Annotated in this window: 18 protein-coding genes and 1 pseudogene; 8 read left to right on the top strand and 11 right to left on the bottom strand. The window is 63.8% G+C overall.

Annotation, left to right across the window (positions count from 1 at the left end; all coding sequences use genetic code 11):
* Nucleotides 1-141: 141 nt before the first annotated feature.
* From ACO2Q9_RS13860 to ACO2Q9_RS13850, 3 genes are all read left to right on the top strand, one after another.
* Complete coding sequence (locus tag ACO2Q9_RS13860) at nt 142-3,060, top strand: ribonucleoside-diphosphate reductase subunit alpha (protein ID WP_423312331.1); 2,919 nt, start codon at nt 142-144, stop codon at nt 3,058-3,060.
* Between the two features lie 141 nt (nt 3,061-3,201).
* Nucleotides 3,202-4,434 carry a ribonucleotide-diphosphate reductase subunit beta gene (locus tag ACO2Q9_RS13855; RefSeq protein WP_423312491.1) on the top strand — a complete coding sequence of 411 codons (1,233 nt, stop codon included), beginning with the start codon at nt 3,202-3,204 and terminating at the stop codon, nt 4,432-4,434.
* A gap of 187 nt (nt 4,435-4,621) precedes the next feature.
* Entirely contained in the window at nt 4,622-5,065 is a 444-nt protein-coding gene (locus ACO2Q9_RS13850) for a histone H1-like DNA-binding protein (protein ID WP_423312329.1), read from the top strand.
* A gap of 52 nt (nt 5,066-5,117) precedes the next feature.
* Here ACO2Q9_RS13850 and ACO2Q9_RS13845 read toward each other — a convergent pair whose 3' ends face one another.
* The 8 genes and pseudogenes from ACO2Q9_RS13845 to ACO2Q9_RS13810 all read right to left on the bottom strand — a co-directional run bounded on the left by ACO2Q9_RS13845 (nt 5,118) and on the right by ACO2Q9_RS13810 (nt 12,137).
* Entirely contained in the window at nt 5,118-6,011 is an 894-nt protein-coding gene (locus tag ACO2Q9_RS13845) for a carbohydrate kinase family protein (RefSeq protein ID WP_423312327.1), read from the bottom strand.
* A 9-nt stretch (nt 6,012-6,020) separates the two neighbouring features.
* Nucleotides 6,021-7,010, bottom strand: a complete 990-nt coding sequence (locus ACO2Q9_RS13840; protein WP_423312325.1) for a DUF3426 domain-containing protein — start codon at nt 7,008-7,010, stop codon at nt 6,021-6,023.
* Nucleotides 7,011-7,044: 34 nt separating this feature from the next.
* Nucleotides 7,045-7,994: pseudogene (locus ACO2Q9_RS13835) on the bottom strand (IS481 family transposase).
* A 95-nt stretch (nt 7,995-8,089) separates the two neighbouring features.
* Nucleotides 8,090-8,971, bottom strand: coding sequence for a 50S ribosomal protein L11 methyltransferase (gene prmA / locus ACO2Q9_RS13830; protein WP_423312323.1), 882 nt, complete (start codon nt 8,969-8,971; stop codon nt 8,090-8,092).
* Nucleotides 8,972-8,979: 8 nt separating this feature from the next.
* Nucleotides 8,980-10,329 carry an acetyl-CoA carboxylase biotin carboxylase subunit gene (gene accC, locus ACO2Q9_RS13825; protein ID WP_423312321.1) on the bottom strand — a complete coding sequence of 450 codons (1,350 nt, stop codon included), beginning with the start codon at nt 10,327-10,329 and terminating at the stop codon, nt 8,980-8,982.
* Between the two features lie 32 nt (nt 10,330-10,361).
* Entirely contained in the window at nt 10,362-10,823 is a 462-nt protein-coding gene (accB, locus tag ACO2Q9_RS13820) for an acetyl-CoA carboxylase biotin carboxyl carrier protein (protein WP_423312319.1), read from the bottom strand.
* A 131-nt stretch (nt 10,824-10,954) separates the two neighbouring features.
* Nucleotides 10,955-11,536, bottom strand: coding sequence for a TlpA family protein disulfide reductase (locus ACO2Q9_RS13815; protein ID WP_423312317.1), 582 nt, complete (start codon nt 11,534-11,536; stop codon nt 10,955-10,957).
* A complete protein-coding gene (locus ACO2Q9_RS13810; protein WP_423312315.1) occupies nt 11,526-12,137 on the bottom strand; it encodes a hypothetical protein in 612 nt (203 codons plus the stop codon). The genes ACO2Q9_RS13815 and ACO2Q9_RS13810 overlap by 11 nt, the downstream gene beginning before the upstream one ends.
* Nucleotides 12,138-12,214: 77 nt before the next feature.
* Between ACO2Q9_RS13810 and mpl the strand changes: the two genes are divergently transcribed.
* Both mpl and ACO2Q9_RS13800 read left to right on the top strand, forming a co-directional pair.
* A complete protein-coding gene (gene mpl / locus ACO2Q9_RS13805) occupies nt 12,215-13,600 on the top strand; it encodes a UDP-N-acetylmuramate:L-alanyl-gamma-D-glutamyl-meso-diaminopimelate ligase (RefSeq protein ID WP_423312313.1) in 1,386 nt (461 codons plus the stop codon).
* Nucleotides 13,597-14,139: a cupin domain-containing protein gene (locus tag ACO2Q9_RS13800; RefSeq protein ID WP_423312311.1), complete on the top strand. Its 543-nt coding sequence runs from the start codon at nt 13,597-13,599 to the stop codon at nt 14,137-14,139. The genes mpl and ACO2Q9_RS13800 overlap by 4 nt, the downstream gene beginning before the upstream one ends.
* A gap of 17 nt (nt 14,140-14,156) precedes the next feature.
* Here the strand turns inward: ACO2Q9_RS13800 and ACO2Q9_RS13795 are convergent, their stop codons facing one another.
* The 3 genes from ACO2Q9_RS13795 to rodA form a co-directional block, all read right to left on the bottom strand.
* Entirely contained in the window at nt 14,157-15,284 is a 1,128-nt protein-coding gene (locus tag ACO2Q9_RS13795; protein WP_423312309.1) for a 3-deoxy-7-phosphoheptulonate synthase, read from the bottom strand.
* A 217-nt stretch (nt 15,285-15,501) separates the two neighbouring features.
* Nucleotides 15,502-16,962 (bottom strand): metalloprotease TldD, encoded by a 1,461-nt coding sequence (tldD, locus tag ACO2Q9_RS13790; RefSeq protein WP_423312307.1) that lies wholly within the window; start codon nt 16,960-16,962, stop codon nt 15,502-15,504.
* Nucleotides 16,963-17,024: 62 nt separating this feature from the next.
* Complete coding sequence (rodA, locus tag ACO2Q9_RS13785) at nt 17,025-18,179, bottom strand: rod shape-determining protein RodA (RefSeq protein ID WP_423312305.1); 1,155 nt, start codon at nt 18,177-18,179, stop codon at nt 17,025-17,027.
* A 55-nt stretch (nt 18,180-18,234) separates the two neighbouring features.
* Here rodA and ACO2Q9_RS13780 point away from each other — a divergent pair, with 55 nt between their 5' ends.
* The 3 genes from ACO2Q9_RS13780 to ACO2Q9_RS13770 are packed head-to-tail and all read left to right on the top strand — an operon-like array spanning nt 18,235 to nt 21,827.
* Nucleotides 18,235-18,834: a YqiA/YcfP family alpha/beta fold hydrolase gene (locus ACO2Q9_RS13780; RefSeq protein ID WP_423312303.1), complete on the top strand. Its 600-nt coding sequence runs from the start codon at nt 18,235-18,237 to the stop codon at nt 18,832-18,834.
* A 48-nt stretch (nt 18,835-18,882) separates the two neighbouring features.
* A complete protein-coding gene (locus tag ACO2Q9_RS13775; RefSeq protein ID WP_423312301.1) occupies nt 18,883-20,958 on the top strand; it encodes a ribonuclease catalytic domain-containing protein in 2,076 nt (691 codons plus the stop codon).
* A gap of 2 nt (nt 20,959-20,960) precedes the next feature.
* Nucleotides 20,961-21,827, top strand: a complete 867-nt coding sequence (locus ACO2Q9_RS13770; protein WP_423312490.1) for a TonB family protein — start codon at nt 20,961-20,963, stop codon at nt 21,825-21,827.

The raw sequence follows: 21,827 nt of genomic DNA, 5'->3' as shown, positions 1-21,827 counted from the left end.
CTTTGTCGCGACACACTACCCGTAGTGGCTTGAAATCCCGCCAGACCCTAGATATAGTGTGTCGCTGTACCGCAGAAATCAGGGTTTCTGCCTGCCGCCAGCCGGCACATCAACAAGAATTCGCGAACGAAAGAGGAAGCAATGCAAGTCGCTTTGAACACGCCCACCCCTTCCGCCGGCATGGTGCCGGCCCAGCACACCGACACGGCAGGCCAGCCCGCCAGCAACCCGCTGGCGCATTACCAGATCATCCGCCGCAATGGTGCCGTGGTGCCGTTCGAGCCGAACAAGATTGCCATCGCCATGATGAAGGCGTTTCTTGCCGTGCATGGCACGCAGGGCGCTGCGTCCGCCAGCGTGCGTGAAGTGGTGGACAACCTGTCGCAGGCGGTGGTCCGCGCGCTGGTGCGTTCGCGCCCGGGCGGCGGCACCTTCCATATCGAAGACGTGCAGGACCAGGTCGAACTCGGCCTCATGCGTGGCGGCCACCACGAGATCGCCCGCGCCTACGTGCTGTACCGCGAGCGCCGCGCGCAGGAGCGCAAGTCCACCGTGCAGGAAGTGCCGGCCGCGCCCGCACTGCATGTGATCGACGGCGGCCAGCGCGTACCGCTCGACCTGGGCCAGTTGCAGCGCCTGATCGAATCGTCCTGCGCCAATCTCGGCGCCGATGTCCGTCCCGATCCCATCATGGCCGAGACCATGCGCAACCTCTACGACGGCGTGCCGGTGGACGAGGTCTACAAGGCGTCCATCCTGGCCGCGCGCACGCTGATCGAGAAAGATCCTGACTACACCTACGTCACCGCCCGCCTGCTGCTGCACACGATCTTCAAGGAGATCATCGGCCGCGAAGTGCAGCCGGCCGACATGGCGCAGGCCTACGCCGACTACTTCCCGCAATTCATCAAGAAGGGTGTCGAGAACGAACTGCTCGACGAGAGGCTGCTCCAGTACGACCTGAACCGTCTGGGCGCCGCGCTCAAGTCCGACCGCGACCTGAAGTTCGACTACCTCGGCCTGCAGACGCTGTACGACCGCTACTTCCTGCACGTGCGCAAGACGCGCATCGAACTGCCGCAGGCTTTCTTCATGCGCGTGGCCATGGGTCTGGCGCTCAACGAGATCGACCGCGAAGCCCGCGCCATCGAGTTCTATGAAGTGCTGTCGTCGTTCGACTTCATGTCGTCCACGCCCACGCTGTTCAACAGCGGCACGCTGCGCTCGCAGCTCTCGTCGTGCTACCTCACCACCGTGCCCGACGATCTGGACGGCATTTACGAGTCCATCAAGGAAAACGCGCTGCTGTCCAAGTTCGCCGGTGGTCTGGGCAACGACTGGACGCGTGTCCGCGCGCTGGGCTCGCACATCAAGGGCACCAACGGCGAATCGCAAGGCGTCGTGCCGTTCCTGAAGGTGGTCAACGACACGGCCGTGGCCGTGAACCAGGGCGGCAAGCGCAAGGGCGCTGTCTGCACATACCTCGAATCGTGGCACCTGGACATCGAGGAATTCCTCGAACTGCGCAAGAACACCGGCGACGACCGCCGCCGCACGCACGACATGAACACCGCGAACTGGATTCCCGACCTGTTCATGCGCCGCGTGATGGAAAAGGGCGAGTGGACGCTGTTCTCCCCCTCCAACGTGCCCGACCTGCACGACCTGTTCGGTGCCGAATTCGAAAAGGCCTACGTGGCCTACGAAGAGAAGGCAAAGCGCGGCGAGATCAAGCCCTACAAAACGGTGCAGGCCACCGACATGTGGCGCAAGATGCTCTCGATGCTGTTCGAAACCGGCCATCCCTGGATCACCTTCAAGGACGCCTGCAACGTGCGCTCGCCCCAGCAGCATGTGGGCGTCGTGCACTCGTCCAACCTGTGCACCGAGATCACGCTCAACACCAGCGACACCGAAACCGCGGTCTGCAACCTGGGTTCCGTGAACCTGCTGCAGCACTTGAAGGATGGCGGCGTCGACCACGAGAAGCTCAAGAAGACCATCAAGGTCGCGATGCGCATGCTCGACAACGTGATCGACATCAACTACTACGCCGTCAAGAAGGCGCGCGACTCCAACATGCGCCACCGTCCGGTGGGCATGGGCGTCATGGCCTTCCAGGACTCGCTGTATGAATTGCGCATCCCCTACGCCAGCCAGGAAGCTGTCGAGTTCGCCGACAAGTCGATGGAAGCGATCTGCTACTACGCCTACTGGGCCTCGACCGAACTGGCCAAGGAACGCGGCAAGTACTCCAGCTACAAGGGATCGCTGTGGGACAAGGGCATCCTTCCCTGCGACACGCTGGACCTGCTGAGCCAGGCCCGCGGCGGCTATGTCGAAGTGGACCGCTCGTCCACGCTGGATTGGGATGCACTGCGCAAGAAGATCGCCACCGACGGCATGCGCAACTCCAACTGCGTGGCCATCGCCCCGACGGCAACCATCTCCAACATCATCGGCGTCGACGCCTCCATCGAGCCGTGCTTCGGCAACCTGTCGGTCAAGTCGAACCTGTCCGGCGAGTTCACCGTGATCAACCACTATCTGGTGCGTGACCTCAAGCGCCTGGGCCTGTGGGACGACGTGATGGTCATGGACCTCAAGCACTTCGACGGCTCGCTGCGTCCGATCGACCGCGTGCCGCAGGAAGTGAAAGCGCTCTACGCAACCGCGTTCGAAGTGGAGCCGGTGTGGTTGGTGGAAGCCGCGTCGCGTCGCCAGAAGTGGATCGACCAGGCGCAGAGCCTGAACATCTACATGGCCGGCGCATCGGGCAAGAAGCTCGACGACACCTACAAGCTCGCATGGACGCGCGGTCTGAAGACCACGTACTACCTGCGCACCATCAGCGCGACGCATGCGGAAAAGTCCACGGTGCAGTCGGGTCGACTCAATGCCGTGTCGTCGGGCAGCGACTCCTCGTCTGCAGCCGCAGCACCGCGCATGAGCGCACTCGAAGCGGCTGCGGCCGCCGCACGCGAACAGATGAGCGCAACGCCCGCAACCGACATCAAGTTCTGCGGCGTCGATGACCCGACCTGCGAAGCCTGCCAGTAAAACAGCCAGCGAAGCAAACACGCAATGCATCACACAACGTGAATCGTTCGATGCAATACAGCAACACAATCCGGGCCCGATGTGAATGAACACTTTTCAATTCACAGCGATGCCCGGATAATTTGAAACATTGGAATGCCTATGCTGACCTGGGACGAAGAAGTCAAGCCCTCATCACAAGGACTGCAACAGTCACCCGCCAGCGGTTCAACCAGCAACCGCACGGCGGAGTATCCGCCTCTCCCGCAGGCGTCCCCTACCCTCCAGACCGTTTCTTCGCAGCCTGCAGTGCGCACGCTGAACGATGGCGCGACCATTGCTGCGCCGACGCAAGCCACGACCAAGCTCGGTGACCATCGTCGCGTGCGCGCGGCCGACAAGCGCATCATCAACGCGCAGACCGACGTCAACCAGCTCGTGCCATTCAAGTACAAGTGGGCTTGGGAAAAGTATCTCGCCACCTGCGCCAACCACTGGATGCCGCAGGAAGTGAACATGACGCGCGACATCGCGCTGTGGAAAGATCCGAACGGCCTGACCGAAGACGAGCGTCGCATCGTCAAGCGCAACCTCGGCTTCTTCGTGACCGCCGATTCGCTGGCCGCCAACAACATCGTGCTGGGCACCTATCGCCACATCACCGCCCCCGAGTGCCGCCAGTTCCTGCTGCGCCAGGCATTCGAGGAAGCGATCCACACGCACGCTTACCAGTACATCGTAGAGTCACTCGGCCTCGACGAGTCCGAGATCTTCAACGCGTACAACGAAGTCCAGTCGATCCGCGACAAGGACGAGTTCCTGATCCCCTTCATCGAGGCGATCATGGACCCGAACTTCCACACCGGCACGCCCGAGACCGACCAGACACTGCTGAAGTCGCTGATCGTCTTCGCCTGCCTGATGGAAGGCCTGTTCTTCTATGTCGGCTTCACGCAGATCCTCGCGCTGGGTCGCCAGAACAAGATGACCGGTGCTGCCGAGCAGTACCAGTACATCCTGCGTGACGAGTCGATGCACTGCAACTTCGGCATCGACCTGATCAACCAGCTCAAGCTCGAGAACCCGCACCTGTGGACCGCCGAGTTCAAGGCCGAGATCAAGGCACTGTTCCAGAAGGCCGTCGATCTCGAGTACCGTTATGCCGAGGACACCATGCCGCGTGGCGTGCTGGGCCTCAATGCCTCCATGTTCAAGGGCTACCTGCGCTACATCGCCAACCGGCGCGCGACGCAGATTGGTCTTGAAGCACTCTTCCCGAACGAGGAGAATCCGTTCCCGTGGATGAGTGAAATGATCGACCTGAAGAAAGAGCGCAACTTCTTCGAGACCCGCGTGATCGAGTATCAGTCGGGCGGCGCGCTCTCCTGGGATTGACCTTTCAACAAGAACAATGTCGTCAAGATTCACAAGCACCGTCCATCGCGCCATAGAGCGCGAAGCGGCGCTTGTTCCCGTGTTCATGGTGCTGGGCGTTGTCCCAACACCATGGATCGCTTCGAGCCCCCAACAGGCGTGAAGCGCTTCACCTAGTTGATTTTTCAACTTGATCAAGGAGAAAGAAATGGCAACTGCAAAGAAAGCTCCGGCCAAGAAGGCCGCCGCGAAGAAACCCGCTGCTAAGAAAGTCGCAGCAAAGAAGCCGGCCGCCAAGAAGGTAGCCGCGAAGAAGGCTCCGGCGAAGAAGGCCGCTGCCAAGAAGGCTCCGGCAAAGAAGGTTGCTGCCAAGAAGGTAGCCGCCAAGAAGCCGGCTGCGAAGAAGGTTGCTGCCAAGAAGGCTCCGGCGAAAAAGGCCGCTGCCAAGAAGGTAGCCAAGAAGGCTGCTGCGAAGAAGCCCGCTGCGAAGAAAAAGCCCGCAGCCAAGAAAGCAGCCAAGAAGCCGGCTGCGAAGAAAGCTGCGAAAGCACCTGCTGCCAAGGCAGCCGCCCCCGCGGTAGCTGCCCCTGCGGCTCAGACCACTCTGAATCCGCAAGCAGCCTGGCCGTTCCCCACGGCCAGCAAGCCGTAAGCAAGGCGCTTTGCGTCCTGCAAGCCCGGAGCCGCAAGGCCCCGGGCTTTTTTCATGCCTGACGATCGAGCGTGTAGTTCTGCGGGCCGCGTTGCGCGATCTTGATGGCGCCGACCTTGTTGCCCAGTTCCGCACAACGCTCGAGCGACCATCCGCGTTCCAGCCCGAACAGCAGCGCGCCGCGCCAGGCATCCCCGCATCCGGTCGGATCGACCACAGCATCAGGTTTGACCGGCGGCACCACCGTGCACACACCGTCGATCCAGACCTCGCAGCCCTCGGCACCCAGCGTGACGACAAGCCCCTTCACCTTGCGCGAGATGGTCGCGCTGTCCCAGCCGGTGCGCTCGCTCAGCATCTTGCCTTCGTAGTCGTTGACCGTGACCCAGCTCGCCTTGTCGATGAAAGCGGCAAGGTCCTTGCCGTCGAACATCGGAAGCCCCTGACCCGGATCGAACACGAAGGGAATGCCGGCGGCCTTGAACTGGTCGGCATGCTGGAGCATCGCGTCGCGTCCGTCGGGCGAGATGATGCCCAGCTTCACGTCGGGCCGCGCCTCGATCCGCGTCACATGCGCCTGCGTCATCGCGCCGGGGTGGAATGCGGTGATCTGGTTGTTGTCGCGGTCGGTCATGATCATGGCCTGCGCGGTGTACGTGTCGCTCACCTCGCGCACATACGACGCATCGATGCCGAGCGTCTTCAACCGCGCGATGTACTCGGGCCCATCGCTCCCGACCGTGGCCATCGGCAGCGGATCGCCGCCCAGGGCCTTGAGGCTGTAGGCAATGTTGCCGGCGCATCCACCGAAGTCACGGCGCAGCGCCGGCACGAGGAACGAGACGTTCAGGATGTGCAGCTGGTCCGGCATGATCTGCTCGGCAAACCGGCCCTCGAAAGTCATGATCGTGTCGAAAGCCAGGGAGCCACAGATGATTGCTGCCATACAAAAGTCTCAAGGATAGAAAGCGAGTACGCGATAGCCTGCCACGCGCGCTGCACCGCCCGCTGCGGAAACAGCGATCGGAATGTTGCCGTTCCATTCGGCACCGGCCGCAAGCGTCGAAGAAGCGCCCATGTCGGCGGGGGTAAGCACGCGGCGGACCACGGCGCCGTCCTGCGTGTCTGTGAGCGTGAGCTCCACCGACGGCATCGCGACATCCATCGGCGCATTGTTCTTCAGCACGATGTTCAGGCGATACGCATCCGGGCGCAGGCGCGTGAACGACGAGCCTTCGATCGCGACCGATTCGATCTTGCGAAGTGCGGAGATTTCGCACTGCAGCAGTTCGCACATCTTCGCGAGTGCGGGTCGCGTCTGGGGCCATTGCGCCGCGATGCGGTCGCGCTCCTGATACGCCGCCTGAAGCGCGAGCGCGCCGGTCAGCAACAGGACGATCAGCGTGAGCAGTATGCGCACCCACGGCTTTCGCCAGAACGCCCTGCGATCGGCCTGTTTCACGAACGACGGTGTCACGACCGGGGCCTCGGGCTCGTCGTCCTCGACACCGAGCGTGCGGGCAGCCAGTTCCCGCATCTCCGGCGGGTCGTCGGCGTTGACGGACTGGTCCACCGGCAACACGCGTGTGTCAGTCCACGATGCCGGATCCTGTGAAGGAGCAAGGCTTTCGTCGATAACCACGATGTCGTCTTCGGCAGCAGCTGCATCTTGCGCAGCGTCGGGATCCATGTGTGCAAGCCCGGTGTATGGCTGCTCCACGAACTCCATGGGCACCGGGTCCGGCTGCTCATGCATGGCCTCGAACGGCTCAGGCGCGTGTTCCTGCACGGCGGGTGGCGGGGCCGACGGATCATGAAGATGCGCAGGCGCATCGAACACCTCGGCGCAGTGCCCGCAGCGCACCCAGCCATCGGAAATCCTGAGCTGGTCGGGTACGACTTTGAACATCGTCCCGCAGGCAGGGCAGCGTGTGATCAGGCTCATGACCGCACGATTGTAGGGGCGCGCCGCCAGCGCGCTAGATGTGAAGAGTCAAGAGGTTGTTTCGTGACCGCTTGAGTCTGGACATGGGAGAGGCACCGCCGATGCCTTGATGTGGGCGGTGCCAGTTGTAGTGGTGATTCCAGTGGTCCAGTGCGGCGGTGCGCTCACTGGAGTTCTGATAGGTAAATCCATACGCCCACTCGCGCAAGGCCGACTGGATGAATCGCTCTGCCTTGCCGTTGGTTTGTGGCCGGTACGGGCGGGTGAATCGGTGGCGTATGCCCAGCTCTCGGCAGGCCAGCGCGAAGTCTCGTGATCGGAAGGCCGATCCGTTGTCGGTCAGCAAGCGTTGGATGCGCACTCCCAGGCTGGCGTAGTAGGCATGTGCGTTGCGCAGGAACTGCACCGCGTTGGGCGCCTTCTCGTCAGCATGGAGTCAGTGAAGGCAATGCGGGCATGGTCATCAATGGCCACGAACAGCATTTCCCAGCCCGCTCCATCGACGCTGTCCTTTCGGTTGCCCGTTACCCGATGGCTGGGCCGCACGATGCGCCCCAGCTTCTTGGTGTCGATGTGCAGCAAGTCGCCAGGGGCCGCATGCTCGTAGCGCACCACCGGCTCGGCTGGCTGCAGGTCTGCCAGCCGAGACAGGCCTGCGCGCGCCAGAACCCGCCCGACGGTGCTCCTGGACAGGCCCAGCGCTGTGGCAATGCGGGCCTGCGTGAGCCGCTTATGGCGCATTTCCACCACCGCCAGCGCCTTGGCCGGTTCGATGCGACGCGGCGAACGCGCGGGCCTCGAAGAGGCATCAGTCAAACCTGCATCGCCCAAGGCCAGGTAGCGGCCCAGCCATTTGCGCGCTGTAGGTGCGCTCACACCGTGCGCTTGTGCAGCGGCACAGGCGCTCAGGCCTCCCATCGTGATGTCTTGAACCATTTCGATTCGACGCGCCAGCGTAAGTCGGGCATTCTTATGAATGTTCATCTGGTTGAGTTCCTTGAAAGTCCTGGGGGTGTGGTAATTCCCAGTCTCTCAAACTCAATTCAGATGAACACAAACAACCTATTGGACCTTCACAGCTAGACGCGCGCCGTCATGAGGATCCAGCCATCCTCGCTGTCGGCCACGTCCAGCTTTGCGTAGGGTGCGTACGCCGCCTTCAGTTCGTCAGCCTGACGCTCCAGGATACCTGCGAGCACAAGGTTGCCGCCACGTGTCACGTACGCGCACAGCAACGGCGCCAGCACCTTGAGCGGCGTGGCCAGGATATTGGCCAGCACGAGCGGATAGGTTCCTTGTGCGAGTTCGGGCAGGCCCGCATTCAGCGTCACGCCGTTCGCCTCGGCGTTCTGCACCGTCGACTCGACGGCTGCGGGGTCGATGTCCACTGCGTCGATCTCCGTCGCGCCATAACGCGCTGCACCGATCGCCAGGATGCCGGACCCGCAACCATAGTCCAGAACGCGTTGCCCCGGCTGCGGGTTCCGTGCAATCCATCGAAGGCACATGCGGGTCGTCGGATGCGTGCCGGTGCCGAATGCCAGACCGGGATCGAGCCGGATGATCTGCCGCGCAGCCGCCGGGGGCTCGTGCCACGTGGGCACGATCCAGAATTCAGGCGTGATCTCGACCGGCTCGAACTGGCTTTGCGTCAGGCGCACCCAGTCCTGGTCAGGCACGGCCTGGATGCCCAGCACGCGGCAGCCTTCAAAGAAATCCTGCGCAGAAAGAAGTTGCGCGGCTTCGTCCGCCACTGCTTCCGCGGGGAACAGGGCCAGCACACGGGACCGCTGCCAGCCGCCTGCGGGCGCAGGCATGCCGGGTTCGCCGAACAGGGCGCGCTCGGCGTCCGTCTGTGCGTCGGCGTCTTCCACCGACACACTCAGTGCGTCCAGGGCTTCGAGCGCATCGCTCAATGTCTCGACCCGGTCCTCCGGGCACATCAGGCTCAGCTCGAACATCCGGAAGCTCAACGCTTGTGGGCGCCGAGCCACTCCTCGAGATAGTGGATGTTGGTACCGCCAGCCATGAATTTGGCGTCCACCATCAATTCACGGTGCAACGGGATATTGGTCTGGATGCCTTCCACCACGGTCTCGAGCAGCGCGGTGCGCATGCGCGCCAGCGCTTCTTCCCGCGTGTCACCGTGAACGATGATCTTGCCGATCATCGAGTCGTAGTTCGGCGGCACGAAGTAGTTGGTGTACACGTGCGAATCGACGCGTACGCCCGGCCCGCCGGGTGCGTGCCACATGGTGATGCGGCCGGGCGACGGCGTGAACTTGTACGGGTCTTCGGCGTTGACGCGGCACTCGATGGCATGGCCCTGCAGCGGGATCTGGCGCTGCGTGAACGGCAGCTTCTCCCCTGCAGCAACCATGATCTGCGTCTTCACGATGTCGATCCCCGTGACCAGTTCGGTCACCGGATGCTCCACCTGCACGCGCGTGTTCATCTCGATGAAGTAGAACTCGCCGTTTTCGTAGAGGAATTCGAACGTGCCGGCACCGCGGTAACCGATGCGCTTGCAGGCGGCCGCGCAGCGCTCGCCGATCTTCTCGATCAGCTTGCGGGGAATGCCCGGTGCCGGTGCTTCCTCGATCACCTTCTGGTGGCGGCGTTGCATGGAGCAGTCACGCTCGCCGAGGTACACGGCGTTCTTGTGCTTGTCGGCCAGCACCTGGATCTCGATGTGGCGCGGGTTCTGGAGGAATTTCTCCATGTAGACCGACGGATTGTTGAAGGCGGCCTGCGCCTCGGCCTTGGTCATCTGCACTGCATTGACCAGCGCCGCTTCGGTGTGGACCACGCGCATGCCGCGACCGCCGCCACCGCCTGCGGCCTTGATGATCACCGGATAGCCGACGGTGCGCGCAATGCGGCGGATGGTCGCGGGATCGTCCGGCAGCTCACCTTCCGAACCGGGCACGCAGGGCACGCCAGCCTTGATCATGGCCTGCTTGGCCGACACCTTGTCGCCCATGATGCGGATGGATTCGGGCGTCGGGCCGATGAACTGGAAGCCGCTCTTTTCCACGCGCTCGGCAAAGTCGGCGTTCTCGGAGAGGAAGCCGTAACCGGGGTGGATCGCTTCGGCGTCGGTCACCTCAGCCGCAGAAATGATGGCCGGCATGTTGAGGTAGCTCGCCGACGACGGCGCCGGACCGATGCAGACAGCCTCTTCGGCCAGCTTGACGTACTTGGCTTCGCGGTCGGCCTCTGAATAGACCATGACCGCCTTGATGCCGAGCTCGCGGCAGGCGCGCTGGATCCGCAACGCGATCTCGCCACGGTTGGCGACAAGGATTTTCTTGAACATGAAGCGCTTTGGCCTTTATCGCGGAACGGAAATCACTCGATCACGAACAGGGGCTGTCCGTACTCCACGGCCTGGCCGTTCTCGACCAGCGCCTTCGTCACGGTACCGGACTTGTCAGCCTCGATCTCGTTGAGGATCTTCATGGCTTCGATGATGCAGAGCGTGTCGCCTTCCTTGACCTGTGCACCGATCTCGATGAAAGGCGCTGCGCCCGGGCTGGAAGAGCGATAGAACGTGCCCACCATCGGGGACTTCACGGCATGACCGGTTTCTGCGGCAGGCGCAGCGACGGGCACAGGTGCAGCTGCGGCCGCAGGACCCGCCGCCGGAGCGCTGACTGCCATCTGAGGAGCCATCATGGGAGCCGCCATCTGTACCGGCGCGATGCCGCCCTTGACGATGCGGACCTTGCCTTCGGCTTCCGTGATCTCGAGCTCCGATACATTGGACTCGGAGACCAGATCGATCAAGGTCTTGAGTTTGCGCAAATCCATAAAATCTCCAACGACAGCAATAAGCCGGGAATTTAACCTTAAAACAGGTCAAATCCGGTCATTTTGCATTTATTTTTTATTATCTGACATGAACTCGTTGACATGGATGCCGCCAGTCATTCCACCGGCTTTCATGCATTCCCAGAGACCAGCTCAGTCAGATCGACAGGCTCGAGCTTGCCCATTTTACGCTTGATTACCCGGCCAGCCGGGTCGATCATGACCGTGAAGGGCAGACCACCAGTCAGATTTCCCAGCGATTTACCCAGATCCGTGCCGTCCATGCCTGCCAGGCCCATTGGAAATGTCAGGGGCATGCGCTGGAGGAATTTCGCCACCGCACTGGGCTGATCGATCGCCAGCCCGACAACTTGCCAACCGTTCGACACATTTTGTTGAAAGAAGCGCTCCAACATCGGGAGCTCTTCGACACAAGGTGGACACCAGGTCGCCCAGAAATTGACGATCAGGGGCTTGCCCCGGAAAGACGCCATTGCCAGCTCACCGCCCCCCGGCTTGTCGAACTTCAACCCCCAAAGCTGGGGCACTTCATCGCCGGGCAAGCCATGCGGCTGCAACCGCCACCAGCCGAAGCCGGCCCCGGCAAGCACTGCGGCAGCGCCGACCCCGGTCACTAGCCAGTTCCGTCGCCCTGCCTGCGGTAACGACCTGACGTCATCATTCGCCGTCATTTTTTCCTTTTTATCGCTCATCGTCCTTCTTTTCCCGCAGAAGCGCTGCGACCGCAGCAGAATTGCCGCGCGGGGTCCGGCCTCTGGAGTCCGGCTTCAGGGCTCCGCGCAAATCGTCCAGATCGTAGATGAGCAAATGAACCCCGATGTGCTCGCCAAGTTCCTCGCTGAACGCATGAACGCTGAGCGCCTCCACAGTGTCGCCCTGAAAGCCGGTCACAGTCCGCGGCTCGTAGTCGACATGATGATCGATCAGGCTCAGTTCGGCCGACTTCGGGTCATCGCAGAACAGCTGGATGTACACATCCGACAGCCGCGTGGCCGTGCCGTGCCAGACAGCGCCGCCCAAGTACGGACGGAATTGCGCAAGCCGGTCCATCCACAGCAAGGCAAGGCGACGCAACGCTGCCAACTCATCCGGCTGGGTGTCAGCACAGAAAAGCGTGATGTAGCCGCGCACTTCATCTTCCACCAGCTCGTTGTCCGGCAGCGCCGTACGTTGCGGCAGGCCCATGGCTTTGACCGCGCGGCGCTTGGCGGGCCCGTATTCCAGCCCCTCTTCCACCACCAGCCGTGCGGCCTGCGCGGCGATCTCGTGCAACTGCGAGTCGTACGTCTCCATGGCCTGCGATTCTGCCTGCTTTGCATACCCGCGCCAGCGTGTCGGAGGCAACGTCCACGCACCTAGAATCGCGCTCCATGCACATTCATATCCTGGGTATCTGCGGCACGTTCATGGGAGGCGTCGCAGCCCTGGCCCGCGAAGCGGGCCATCGCGTGACCGGTTGCGACGCCGGCGTCTATCCCCCGATGAGCGACCAGTTGCGTGCCCTCGGCATCGAACTCATCGAGGGCTATGACGCATCACAGATGGCCCTGGAACCGGATGTCTTCGTGGTCGGCAATGTGGTCTCGCGGGCACGCGATGCCAGCGGCAACCCCCGCTATCCGTTGATGGAAGCCATCCTCGAAGCGGGTGCCCGCTACACCAGCGGCCCGCAGTGGCTGGCCGAGAACGTGCTTCATGGCCGCCATGTGCTGGCTGTCGCCGGCACGCATGGCAAGACCACGACAACCGCGATGCTCGCCTGGGTGCTGGAACACGCGGGTCTCGAACCAGGCTTTCTCGTCGGCGGCGTGCCGGTGAATTTCGGCGTGTCGGCGCGGCTGGGCAAGGGCTCCGCCTTCGTGATCGAGGCCGACGAGTACGACACGGCCTTCTTCGACAAGCGCAGCAAGTTCGTGCACTACAGGCCGCGCACCGCGATCCTGAACAACCTCGAGTTCGATCACGCGGACATCTTCGACGATCTCGCGGCGATCGAGCGGCAGTTCCATCACCTCGTGCGCACCGTGCCGTCATCCGGGCGGCTGGTGGTGAACGGCACCGAGGACAGCCTGAAACGCGTGCTGGCCCAGGGTTGCTGGAGTGGCAAGGAATTCTTCGGCAGCGAAGGCGGCTGGCAGGCTGACGGGGCACATGACGCGTTCGACGTGCTGAAAGCCGGCCAGAAAGTCTGTCGCGTGCAGTGGGCACTCACGGGCGCACACAACCAGATGAACGCGCTGGCAGCCATCTCGGCGGCAGAGCATCTCGGCGTGGCGCCCTCGAAAGCCGCCCACGCGCTGGCCGGTTTCCAGAGTGTCAAGCGCCGCATGGAGGTGCGCGGAGTGGTAAACGGCGTCACGGTCTACGACGACTTCGCGCATCACCCGACGGCCATCCGCACCACGGTCGACGGCTTGCGCCGCAAGCTCGGCGACGGACCGCGCATCCTTGCCGTGTTCGAGCCGCGCAGCAACACAATGAAGCTGGGCACCATGAAGTCGCAGTTGCCCTGGAGCCTGGAGTCGGCAGATCTTGCGTTCTGTCATACCGCCGGCCTCGGCTGGGATGCCGCAGAAGCTCTCGCGCCGATGGGCGTCGGACCGGGCCGGCGTGCCCAGGTGGCCGACAACGTGGACGCACTGGTCGCCCAGGTGGTAGCCGCCGCGAAACCCGGCGATCACGTCCTGTGCATGAGCAACGGCGGATTCGGCGGCATCCACGCGAAGTTGTTGGCCGCGCTGGCAGCCACGACATGACTGCACCGCCTGGCAAAGCGACATCGCGCGCGCAGCAATTGATCGGGTTGCTGGAGTTGCAACCGCACCCGGAAGGCGGCTGGTACCGGGAAACATTCCGCTCGCCCGCCTCGGTGACGCCCTGCGACGGCCGCTCCGACCGCAGCGCGCTCACCAGCATCTACTTCCTGCTCGAAGCCGGCACGCATTCGCGCTGGCATCGCGTCCTGTCCGATGAGGTGTGGGTGCATCTCGAGGGCGCGCCACTGGCGCTGTGGACGGCAGATGCCGCGTTCCGCACCGCACCGGCGCATGCGCGGCTCGGCCCGATCGACGTGCACGGCACGCGCCCCCAGCATGTGGTGCCCGCCGGCCAATGGCAGGCAGCCGAACCGATCGCACGGCGAGCATCGGATGACCATATGTTCAGCGGCTACACACTGGTCGCCTGCATGGTCGCGCCGGGCTTCGACTTCACCGATTTCTCGATGATGGACGCGGCGGGTGACGAAGCCGCGCAACTGCGCCATCACTGGCCAGAGCTCGCCCGGCTCATCTGAATACGGGCGACGGCGCTTCAGCCGCGGCGCGTCTTCACCGCTTCCGACAGTACATCCAGCACCTTCAGCGAGTCGTCCCAGCCGATGCAGGCGTCGGTGATGCTCTTGCCGTGTTCGAGTTTCGACGCGTCATCCTTGCCTGGTGTGAATTTCTGCGCACCGGCGTTCAGGTGGCTTTCCACCATCACGCCGAAGATGCCGTGTGACCCGCCCGCGATCTGGGCTGCGATATCGCGCGCCACGTCGACCTGCCGCTCGTGCTGCTTGCTGCTGTTGGCGTGGCTGCAGTCCACCATCAGCGTGGGCGGCAGCTTCGACGCTTCCAGTTCCTTGCAGGCGGCCGCGACGCTGACAGCGTCATAGTTGGGCGCCTTGCCGCCGCGCAGGATGACGTGGCAATCCTTATTGCCATTGGTCTGCACGATGGCCACCTGGCCGTTCTTGTGGACCGACAGGAAGTGATGACCGCGGGCCGCCGCCTGGATCGCATCGGTCGCGATCTTGATGTTGCCGTCGGTACCGTTCTTGAAGCCGATGGGTGCGGACAGGCCAGAAGCCAGCTCGCGGTGCACCTGGCTCTCCGTCGTGCGCGCGCCGATCGCGCCCCAGGCGATCAGGTCGCCGATGTACTGCGGGGAGATCACGTCGAGGAACTCGCTGCCCGCCGGCAGGCCCAGACGGTTGATCTCGATGAGCAATTGGCGCGCGATGCGCAGGCCTTCGTCGATGCGGTAGCTCTCGTCGAGGTACGGGTCGTTGATGAGGCCCTTCCAGCCCACCGTGGTGCGCGGCTTCTCGAAGTACACGCGCATGACGATTTCCAGCGTGCCTGCGTACTTGTCGCGCTGCACCTTCAGGCGGCGGGCGTATTCGACGGCCGCGGCCGGGTCGTGGATGGAGCACGGCCCGATGATGACCAGCAACCGGTCGTCCTTGCCGGCCATGATGTTGTGGATGCGGCGGCGCGTGTCGCCGATCAGCGTTTCGACCGGCGTTCCGCGGATCGGGAAGAAGCGGATCAGGTGTTCGGGAGGCGGCAGCACGGTGATGTCCTTGATGCGTTCGTTGTCGGTCTGGCTGGTCTTCTCGACGTTCGTGTTCGCATACCAGGCATCGCTGGCGTTCTGGACGGCTTTGGCGTTCATGCGGGGCTCCTGAAATCTGTGGGAATAAAAAAACCGCCGGGACCTTTCGGTTCCGGCGGTTTTGACTTGAGATCTGTTTGCTTTTTACGCGCGCGCCTCTAGTCCGCCGGAGACCGGGAACCAAAAGTAAAAGTAAAAAGCGCTGCGGATTTGCATAGGGGCGAAATGTAGCACAGGTTTCTGACAGGCTGGAGCAACGTGTCGTGCCGGGTCCATGTCAGGCCGTGCCGCCCACCGTCAGCCCGTCGATGCGCAGCGTGGGCTGTCCCACACCCACCGGCACGCTCTGGCCTTCCTTGCCGCAGGTGCCTACGCCCGAATCGAGCGCCATGTCGTTGCCGATCAGGCTCACACGCGTGAGTGCGTCCGGGCCGTTGCCGACGATGGTCGCGCCCTTCACCGGATACTGGATTTTGCCGTTTTCCACCCAGAACGCTTCGCTCGCCGAAAACACGAACTTGCCCGACGTGATGTCCACCTGCCCGCCGCCGAAGTTGGTGGCGTACAGGCCCTTCTTGATGCTGGCGACGATTTCCTGCGGGTCCCTGTCGCCGCCGAGCATGTAGGTGTTGGTCATGCGGGGCATCGGGATATGCGCATAGCTCTCGCGGCGGCCGTTGCCCGTGGGTTTGACCTTCATGAGGCGCGCGTTCATCGAGTCCTGGATGTAGCCACGCAGGATGCCGTCTTCGATCAGCACATTGCGCTGGCTCGCGTTGCCTTCGTCATCCACGTTCAGCGAGCCGCGTCGATCGGCAATGGTGCCGTCGTCCAGCACGGTGACGCCCTTGGCCGCCACGCGCTGGCCGATGCGGCCGGAGAACGCGCTCGAACCCTTGCGGTTGAAGTCGCCCTCGAGCCCGTGGCCGATGGCTTCGTGCAGCAGGATGCCCGGCCAGCCGGAGCCGAGCACCACGGTCATCTCGCCGGCCGGTGCGGGCCGCGCCTCCAGGTTGGTCAGCGCGGCGGACACCGCGTCGCTCACATAAGTCTGAATGGTGTCATCGGTGAAGTACGCGAGGCCGAAGCGCCCGCCACCGCCACCGGACCCCACCTCGCGGCGGCCGTTCTGCTCGGCAATGACGGTCACCGAAAGTCGCACCAGCGGGCGAACGTCGGCAGCCAGCGTGCCATCGGCGCGCGCGACCAGCACCACGTCATATTCAGCGGCGAGGCCTGCCATCACCTGCACGATGCGCGGATCGCGTGCGCGGGCCAGTTGTTCGACCTTTTCGAGCAGCTTCACCTTCGCCGTGCTGTCCAGCGTGGCAATCGGATCCAGCCCGTCATACAGCGAGCGGCTGCCCGCCACCTTGCGCGCGGGTACCTTGGTGCGGGCCGAACGCGAGGCGGCAGAGATCGAACGCACCGTGCGCGCCGCGTCCAGCAAGGACGCCTCGGAGATGTCGTCGGAGTAGGCGAAGGCCGTCTTTTCGCCGCTCACCGCCCGCACACCGACGCCTTGGTCGATGCTGAAGGAGCCCGTCTTGACGATGCCCTCTTCCAGGCTCCAGCCCTCGTTGCGGGTGTACTGGAAGTACAGGTCCGCGTCGTCCACCTTGTGCGCGGTGATTTCCGCCAGCGCGCGGCTCAGGTGGGATTCGTCCAGGCCGAAGGGGGTGAGCAGCAGTTGCTGCGCGATGGCCAGACGTTCGAGGGTGGGTTCGCGGGAGATCATCGGGCCATTTTAGGCAGTTGCGGCCCGCCCGTGCACCGTGCGGTCAATGCGCCCCGAAAGCTTCAGGACTGCACCAGCCGCTTGGACTTGGAGATCGACAGCAATATGCCGATGGCCAGCCCCAGCGTCACCATGGCCGTGCCGCCATAGCTGATGAACGGCAGCGGCACGCCCACGACGGGCAGGATGCCGCTGACCATACCCATGTTCACGAAGGCGTAGGTGAAGAAGATCATCGTCACCGCCCCGGCCAGCAACCGGGAGAACAACGTCGGGGCTTCCAGCGCGATCATCAGGCCGCGGAAGATCAGGAAGATGAAGGCGCACAGCAGGAAGATGTTGCCCGCGAGGCCGAATTCCTCCGAATACGCCGCGAAGATGAAGTCGGTCGTGCGCTCGGGAATGAACTCGAGGTGCGTCTGCGTGCCCTGCATGAAGCCCTTGCCGAACATGCCGCCCGAACCGATGGCGATCATCCCCTGGATGATGTGGAAGCCCTTGCCCAGCGGGTCTTTGGTGGGGTCGAGCAGGGTGCAGATGCGCTGCTGCTGGTAGTCGTGGAGGATCGGCCAGCGGTTGCCCTGCTCGCACAGCTGCGGCTCGAACCACACCAGCAGGAAGATGCCGAGAAGGCCCAGCAGCACTGGCGGCAGCACCAGCTTCCAGGGCAGGCCGGCGAAGAACAGCACGGCGAGACCCGCCGCCAGCACCAGCAGCGACGTGCCCAGGTCGGGCTGCTTCATGATCAGCCCCACCGGCACAGCGAGCAACACGCCCGCCACGAGGAAGTCCAGCGGCCGCAGTTGCCCTTCGCGCTTCTGGAACCACCAGGCCAGCATCAACGGCATGGCGATCTTGAGGATTTCGGAGGGCTGGATCACGATGCCGACGTTGACCCAGCGCCGCGCGCCCTTTTTCGTGATGCCGAAGATCGCCACCGCAATGAGCAGTGCGACGCCCACCGTATAAAGCGGCACGGCGAACTGCATCAGCCGCTGCGGCGGAATCTGCGCCACCACGAACATGATGAAGCCGGCAATCAGCATGTTGCGGCCATGCTGCAGGAAACGCGTCCCGTGGTCGAAGCCTGACGAGTACATCGTCACCAGCCCTGCGCAGGCCAGCAGGAAGATGGCGAATGCCAGCGGCCCGTCGAAGCCCTGGAACACCGGCAGCACGCGGCGCATGAGCGGAGGGCGTTCGAATACGGCAGACATAGGCCACGATTATCCGCCGGACAGGCCCTGCCGGAGCACATGGCATCATGCGGCGATGGACTTTTCGCGACCACGAACGACCCATCTGCTCTACCTGCACGGCTTCCGGTCGTCGCCGAAGTCGATCAAGGCCCGCATGATGGCCGAGCGTGTGGCGAGCCAGCATCCGCAGGTGCACTGGTGGTGCCCGCAACTGCCGCCCTCGCCGCGCGAGGCCATGGAACAGGTGATCGGCCGTATCGCCGACTGGCCGCAGGATCGCATGGCTGTGGTCGGCTCGTCGCTCGGCGGCTTCTATGCCACGCACGTTGCCGAAACCACCGGTTGCAAAGCCGTGCTGCTCAATCCCGCCGTGAACCCTGCACGCGATCTGGCGCGCTACATCGGCGAGCAGACGAGCTGGCACAACCCCGATGAGCGCTTCTACTTCCAGCCCCATTTCGTGGACGAACTCCGCGCACTGGAACATGGGCCGGTGCAAGACCCGTCCCGTTACTTTGCCGTCATCACGAAGGGCGACGAGGTGCTGGACTGGCGCGAGATGACAGGCCGCTACCCCGGCGCATCCATCCGCCTGCTGGACGGCGGCGACCATGCCATCAGCGACTTCTCGTTGCACATCGACGCCGTGCTGGAATTCCTGGCCCTCGCCTGACGCCAGATACCGGATTCCGCCGCCACCCTGCGTGGGACAATGCAGCCCATGTTTGTATTGTTTGAAGAAGCCGGCAAGTTCCTGGCCGGTCGTGTGCTGTCCGAAGCGGAAGCTTCTGCGCAGGTGGAGCTCGACAGCGGCAAGCGCGTGAAGGTCAAGGCCGCCAACATCCTGCTGCGATTCGAGAAGCCGCAACCGGCAGCGCTGATGGACGCCGCACGCGCGCAGGCCGCAGAAATCGACGTCGACCTGGCGTGGGAATTCGCGCCCGAGGACGAATTCGGTTTCGCCGAACTGGCCGGCGAATATTTCAGCAAGCCCACGCCGCTGGAACAGCAGGCCGCCATGCTGCTGCGCCTGTTCGAGACGCCGCATTACTTCCGCCGTGCGGGCAAGGGGCGCTTTCGCAAGGCCCCTGCCGAAATCGTGCAGCAGGCTTTGGCCGCCATCGAGAAGAAAAAGCAGATCCAGGCACAGATCGACACCTGGGCCGCAGAACTCGGCCGCGGCGAATGCCCTGCGCCCGTGCGTGAACAACTCTTCCGCATCCTGTTCAAACCGGACAAGAACGCCCCTGAATACAAGGCCGTCGTCGAAGCCTCACGCGCCACGCAGACGGCACCGCTGGACCTGCTGCAGAAGGCGGGCGCGATCGATTCGCCCTACCAGTTCCACTGGAAGCGCTTCCTGTTCGACAACTTCCCCAAAGGCACGGGCTTTCCCGCGCTCGAAGCACCGGCGATTGCCGACGAACTGCCGGTCGCGCCGGTGCGGGCGTTCTCCATCGACGACTCGCAGACCACGGAAATCGACGACGCGCTGTCGGTGCAGGGCCTGGGCTCCGGCAAGGTGACGGTGGGCATCCACATCGCCGCGCCCGGCCTCGCGCTCAAACCATCCGGCGCGGTGGACGCGGTCGCGCGCCAGCGCCTGTCCACCGTCTACATGCCCGGCTACAAGATCACCATGCTGCCGGACGACGTGGTGCAAAGCTACACGCTGCAGGAAGGGCGCAACTGCCCCGCGGTGTCGCTGTATGTCACTTTCGACGAAGTCACGCTTGAATTGCAGGCGAGCGAAACGAAGCTGGAGCAGGTACCGATTGCCGTGAACCTGCGGCACGACCAGCTCGACAGCGTCGTCACCGAAGACTGGCTGCTCACCTCCGGGACCGGCCAGACGCTGCCGCAGGGGCACGCGGACGGGGTTGCGCATGCGGACCTCGCCTTCCTGTTCCGCCTCGCCCGGCACCTGAAGGCCGCGCGCGAGGTCGTGCGCGGCAAGCCGGAGAACTTCAACCGGCCGGACTACAACTTCCGTCTGGCCGATCACGACGGGAGCGAGCCTTCCGGCGTCGAGGCCGTGCAGATTTCCACCCGGCAGCGCGGCGCGCCGCTCGATCTGATCGTGGCCGAAGCCATGATCCTGGCCAACAGCACCTGGGGCGGCTGGCTGGCGGAACTCGGCGTTCCGGGCATCTACCGCAGCCAGGCCAGCCTGGCGCCCGGTGTGAAGGTGCGCATGGGCACCAAGTCGCTGCCGCACGCCGGCATCGGCGTGAAGAGCTATGCGTGGAGCACCTCTCCACTGCGGCGCTACACCGACCTGGTGAACCAGTGGCAAATCATTGCGTGCGCGCGGCACGGCCGCACCGCCGCGCTGGCCGCGCCGTTCAAGCCCAAGGACGCCGAGCTGTTCTCGATCATCTCCGGCTTCGACGCCGCCTACAGCGCGTACAACGGCCATCAGGCAGGGATGGAGCGCTTCTGGACGCTGCGCTATCTGCAGCAGAACAACATCACCGAACTCACCGCGACCGCCTTCAAGGACACGCTGGTGCGCGCCGACGACCTGCCGCTGGTGCTGCCGGTGCTCGGCGGGCAGGCCCTGCCGCGCGGGGCGCATGTGCGCGTGAAGCTGGGCGAGATCGATCTCATCACGCTGGACGTGGCCGGGACCGTCGTCGAACGGCTGGACTCGGCCCCGCCAGCCGCCGCCGAGGAAGAAGATGGCGACGAGGAACCCGTGGCCGGGCCGATTGCGATCGCCATGGACATTGCCAGTGAACCCGACGGGGAAACTGGTGATTCCGCGCCCGCCAGCAGCGATAATCCGACTCCGTGAACCTGCGGTCCCTCAGTACCCTCCAGATTGCCCTCGGCGCTTCGATCGCCGTGCATGCCATCCTCCTGACGGTGCGCTTCGTGGACCCCGAATCCTTCAACCGCGTTTTCCAGGACACGCCGCTGGAGGTGATCCTTGTCAACGCCAAGACCAACGAGCGGCCCGAGAAGGCGCAGGCCATTGCGCAGTTCGCGCTCTCCGGCGGTGGCAACGTCGAGAAAGGCCGCGCCACCAGCCCGCTGCCGCCCTCGGCCCTGACTTCCGTGGGCGATTCGTCCGAAGACGCGCAGCGCAAGATCGACGCGATGCAGGAACAGCAGCAGATGCTGCTGGCACAGATGAAGCAGGTGCTCGCCGCCATGCCGCCGCCCGACCCCAAGCGCCCGAGCAACACGCCGGAGGCGCAGTCGCAGGAAGAACGGCGCAAACAGCTCATGCAACTGCTCGCCGAGATCGAGCGCCGCGTCAACGAAGAGAATGCGCGGCCCAAGCGGCGCTACATCAGCCCGTCCACGGCGGCCGGCGTGCATGCGCTCTACTACAGCCGATTCAAGGAACGCGTGGAAGGCCTGGGCACCCAGAATTTCCCCAGCGCCAACGGCAACAAGCTCTATGGCGAGCTGACCATGCTCATCAGCCTGAACCTGCGCGGTGAGGTGATCAGCACCGAGATCGTTCAGAGCTCTGGCAACCGCTCGCTCGATCGCATGGCGCAGACGATCGTGCGCGCAGGCGCACCGTATGGCGCCTTCACACAGGCCATGCTCAAGGAGTTCCAGGTCATGGTGGTGTCCTCACGCTTCCGCTTCACGCGCGACGAAACGCTCGAAACCGTGACGACGGGCACCGGTTCGGGCGCGGCGCAATGA

Source organism: Variovorax sp. VNK109 (genome assembly GCF_049445855.1).
GTDB lineage: Bacteria > Pseudomonadota > Gammaproteobacteria > Burkholderiales > Burkholderiaceae_C > JAGOCV01.
Note: the sequence above shows the minus strand (reverse complement) of the source record. Positions and strands in the feature narration are given on the sequence as shown.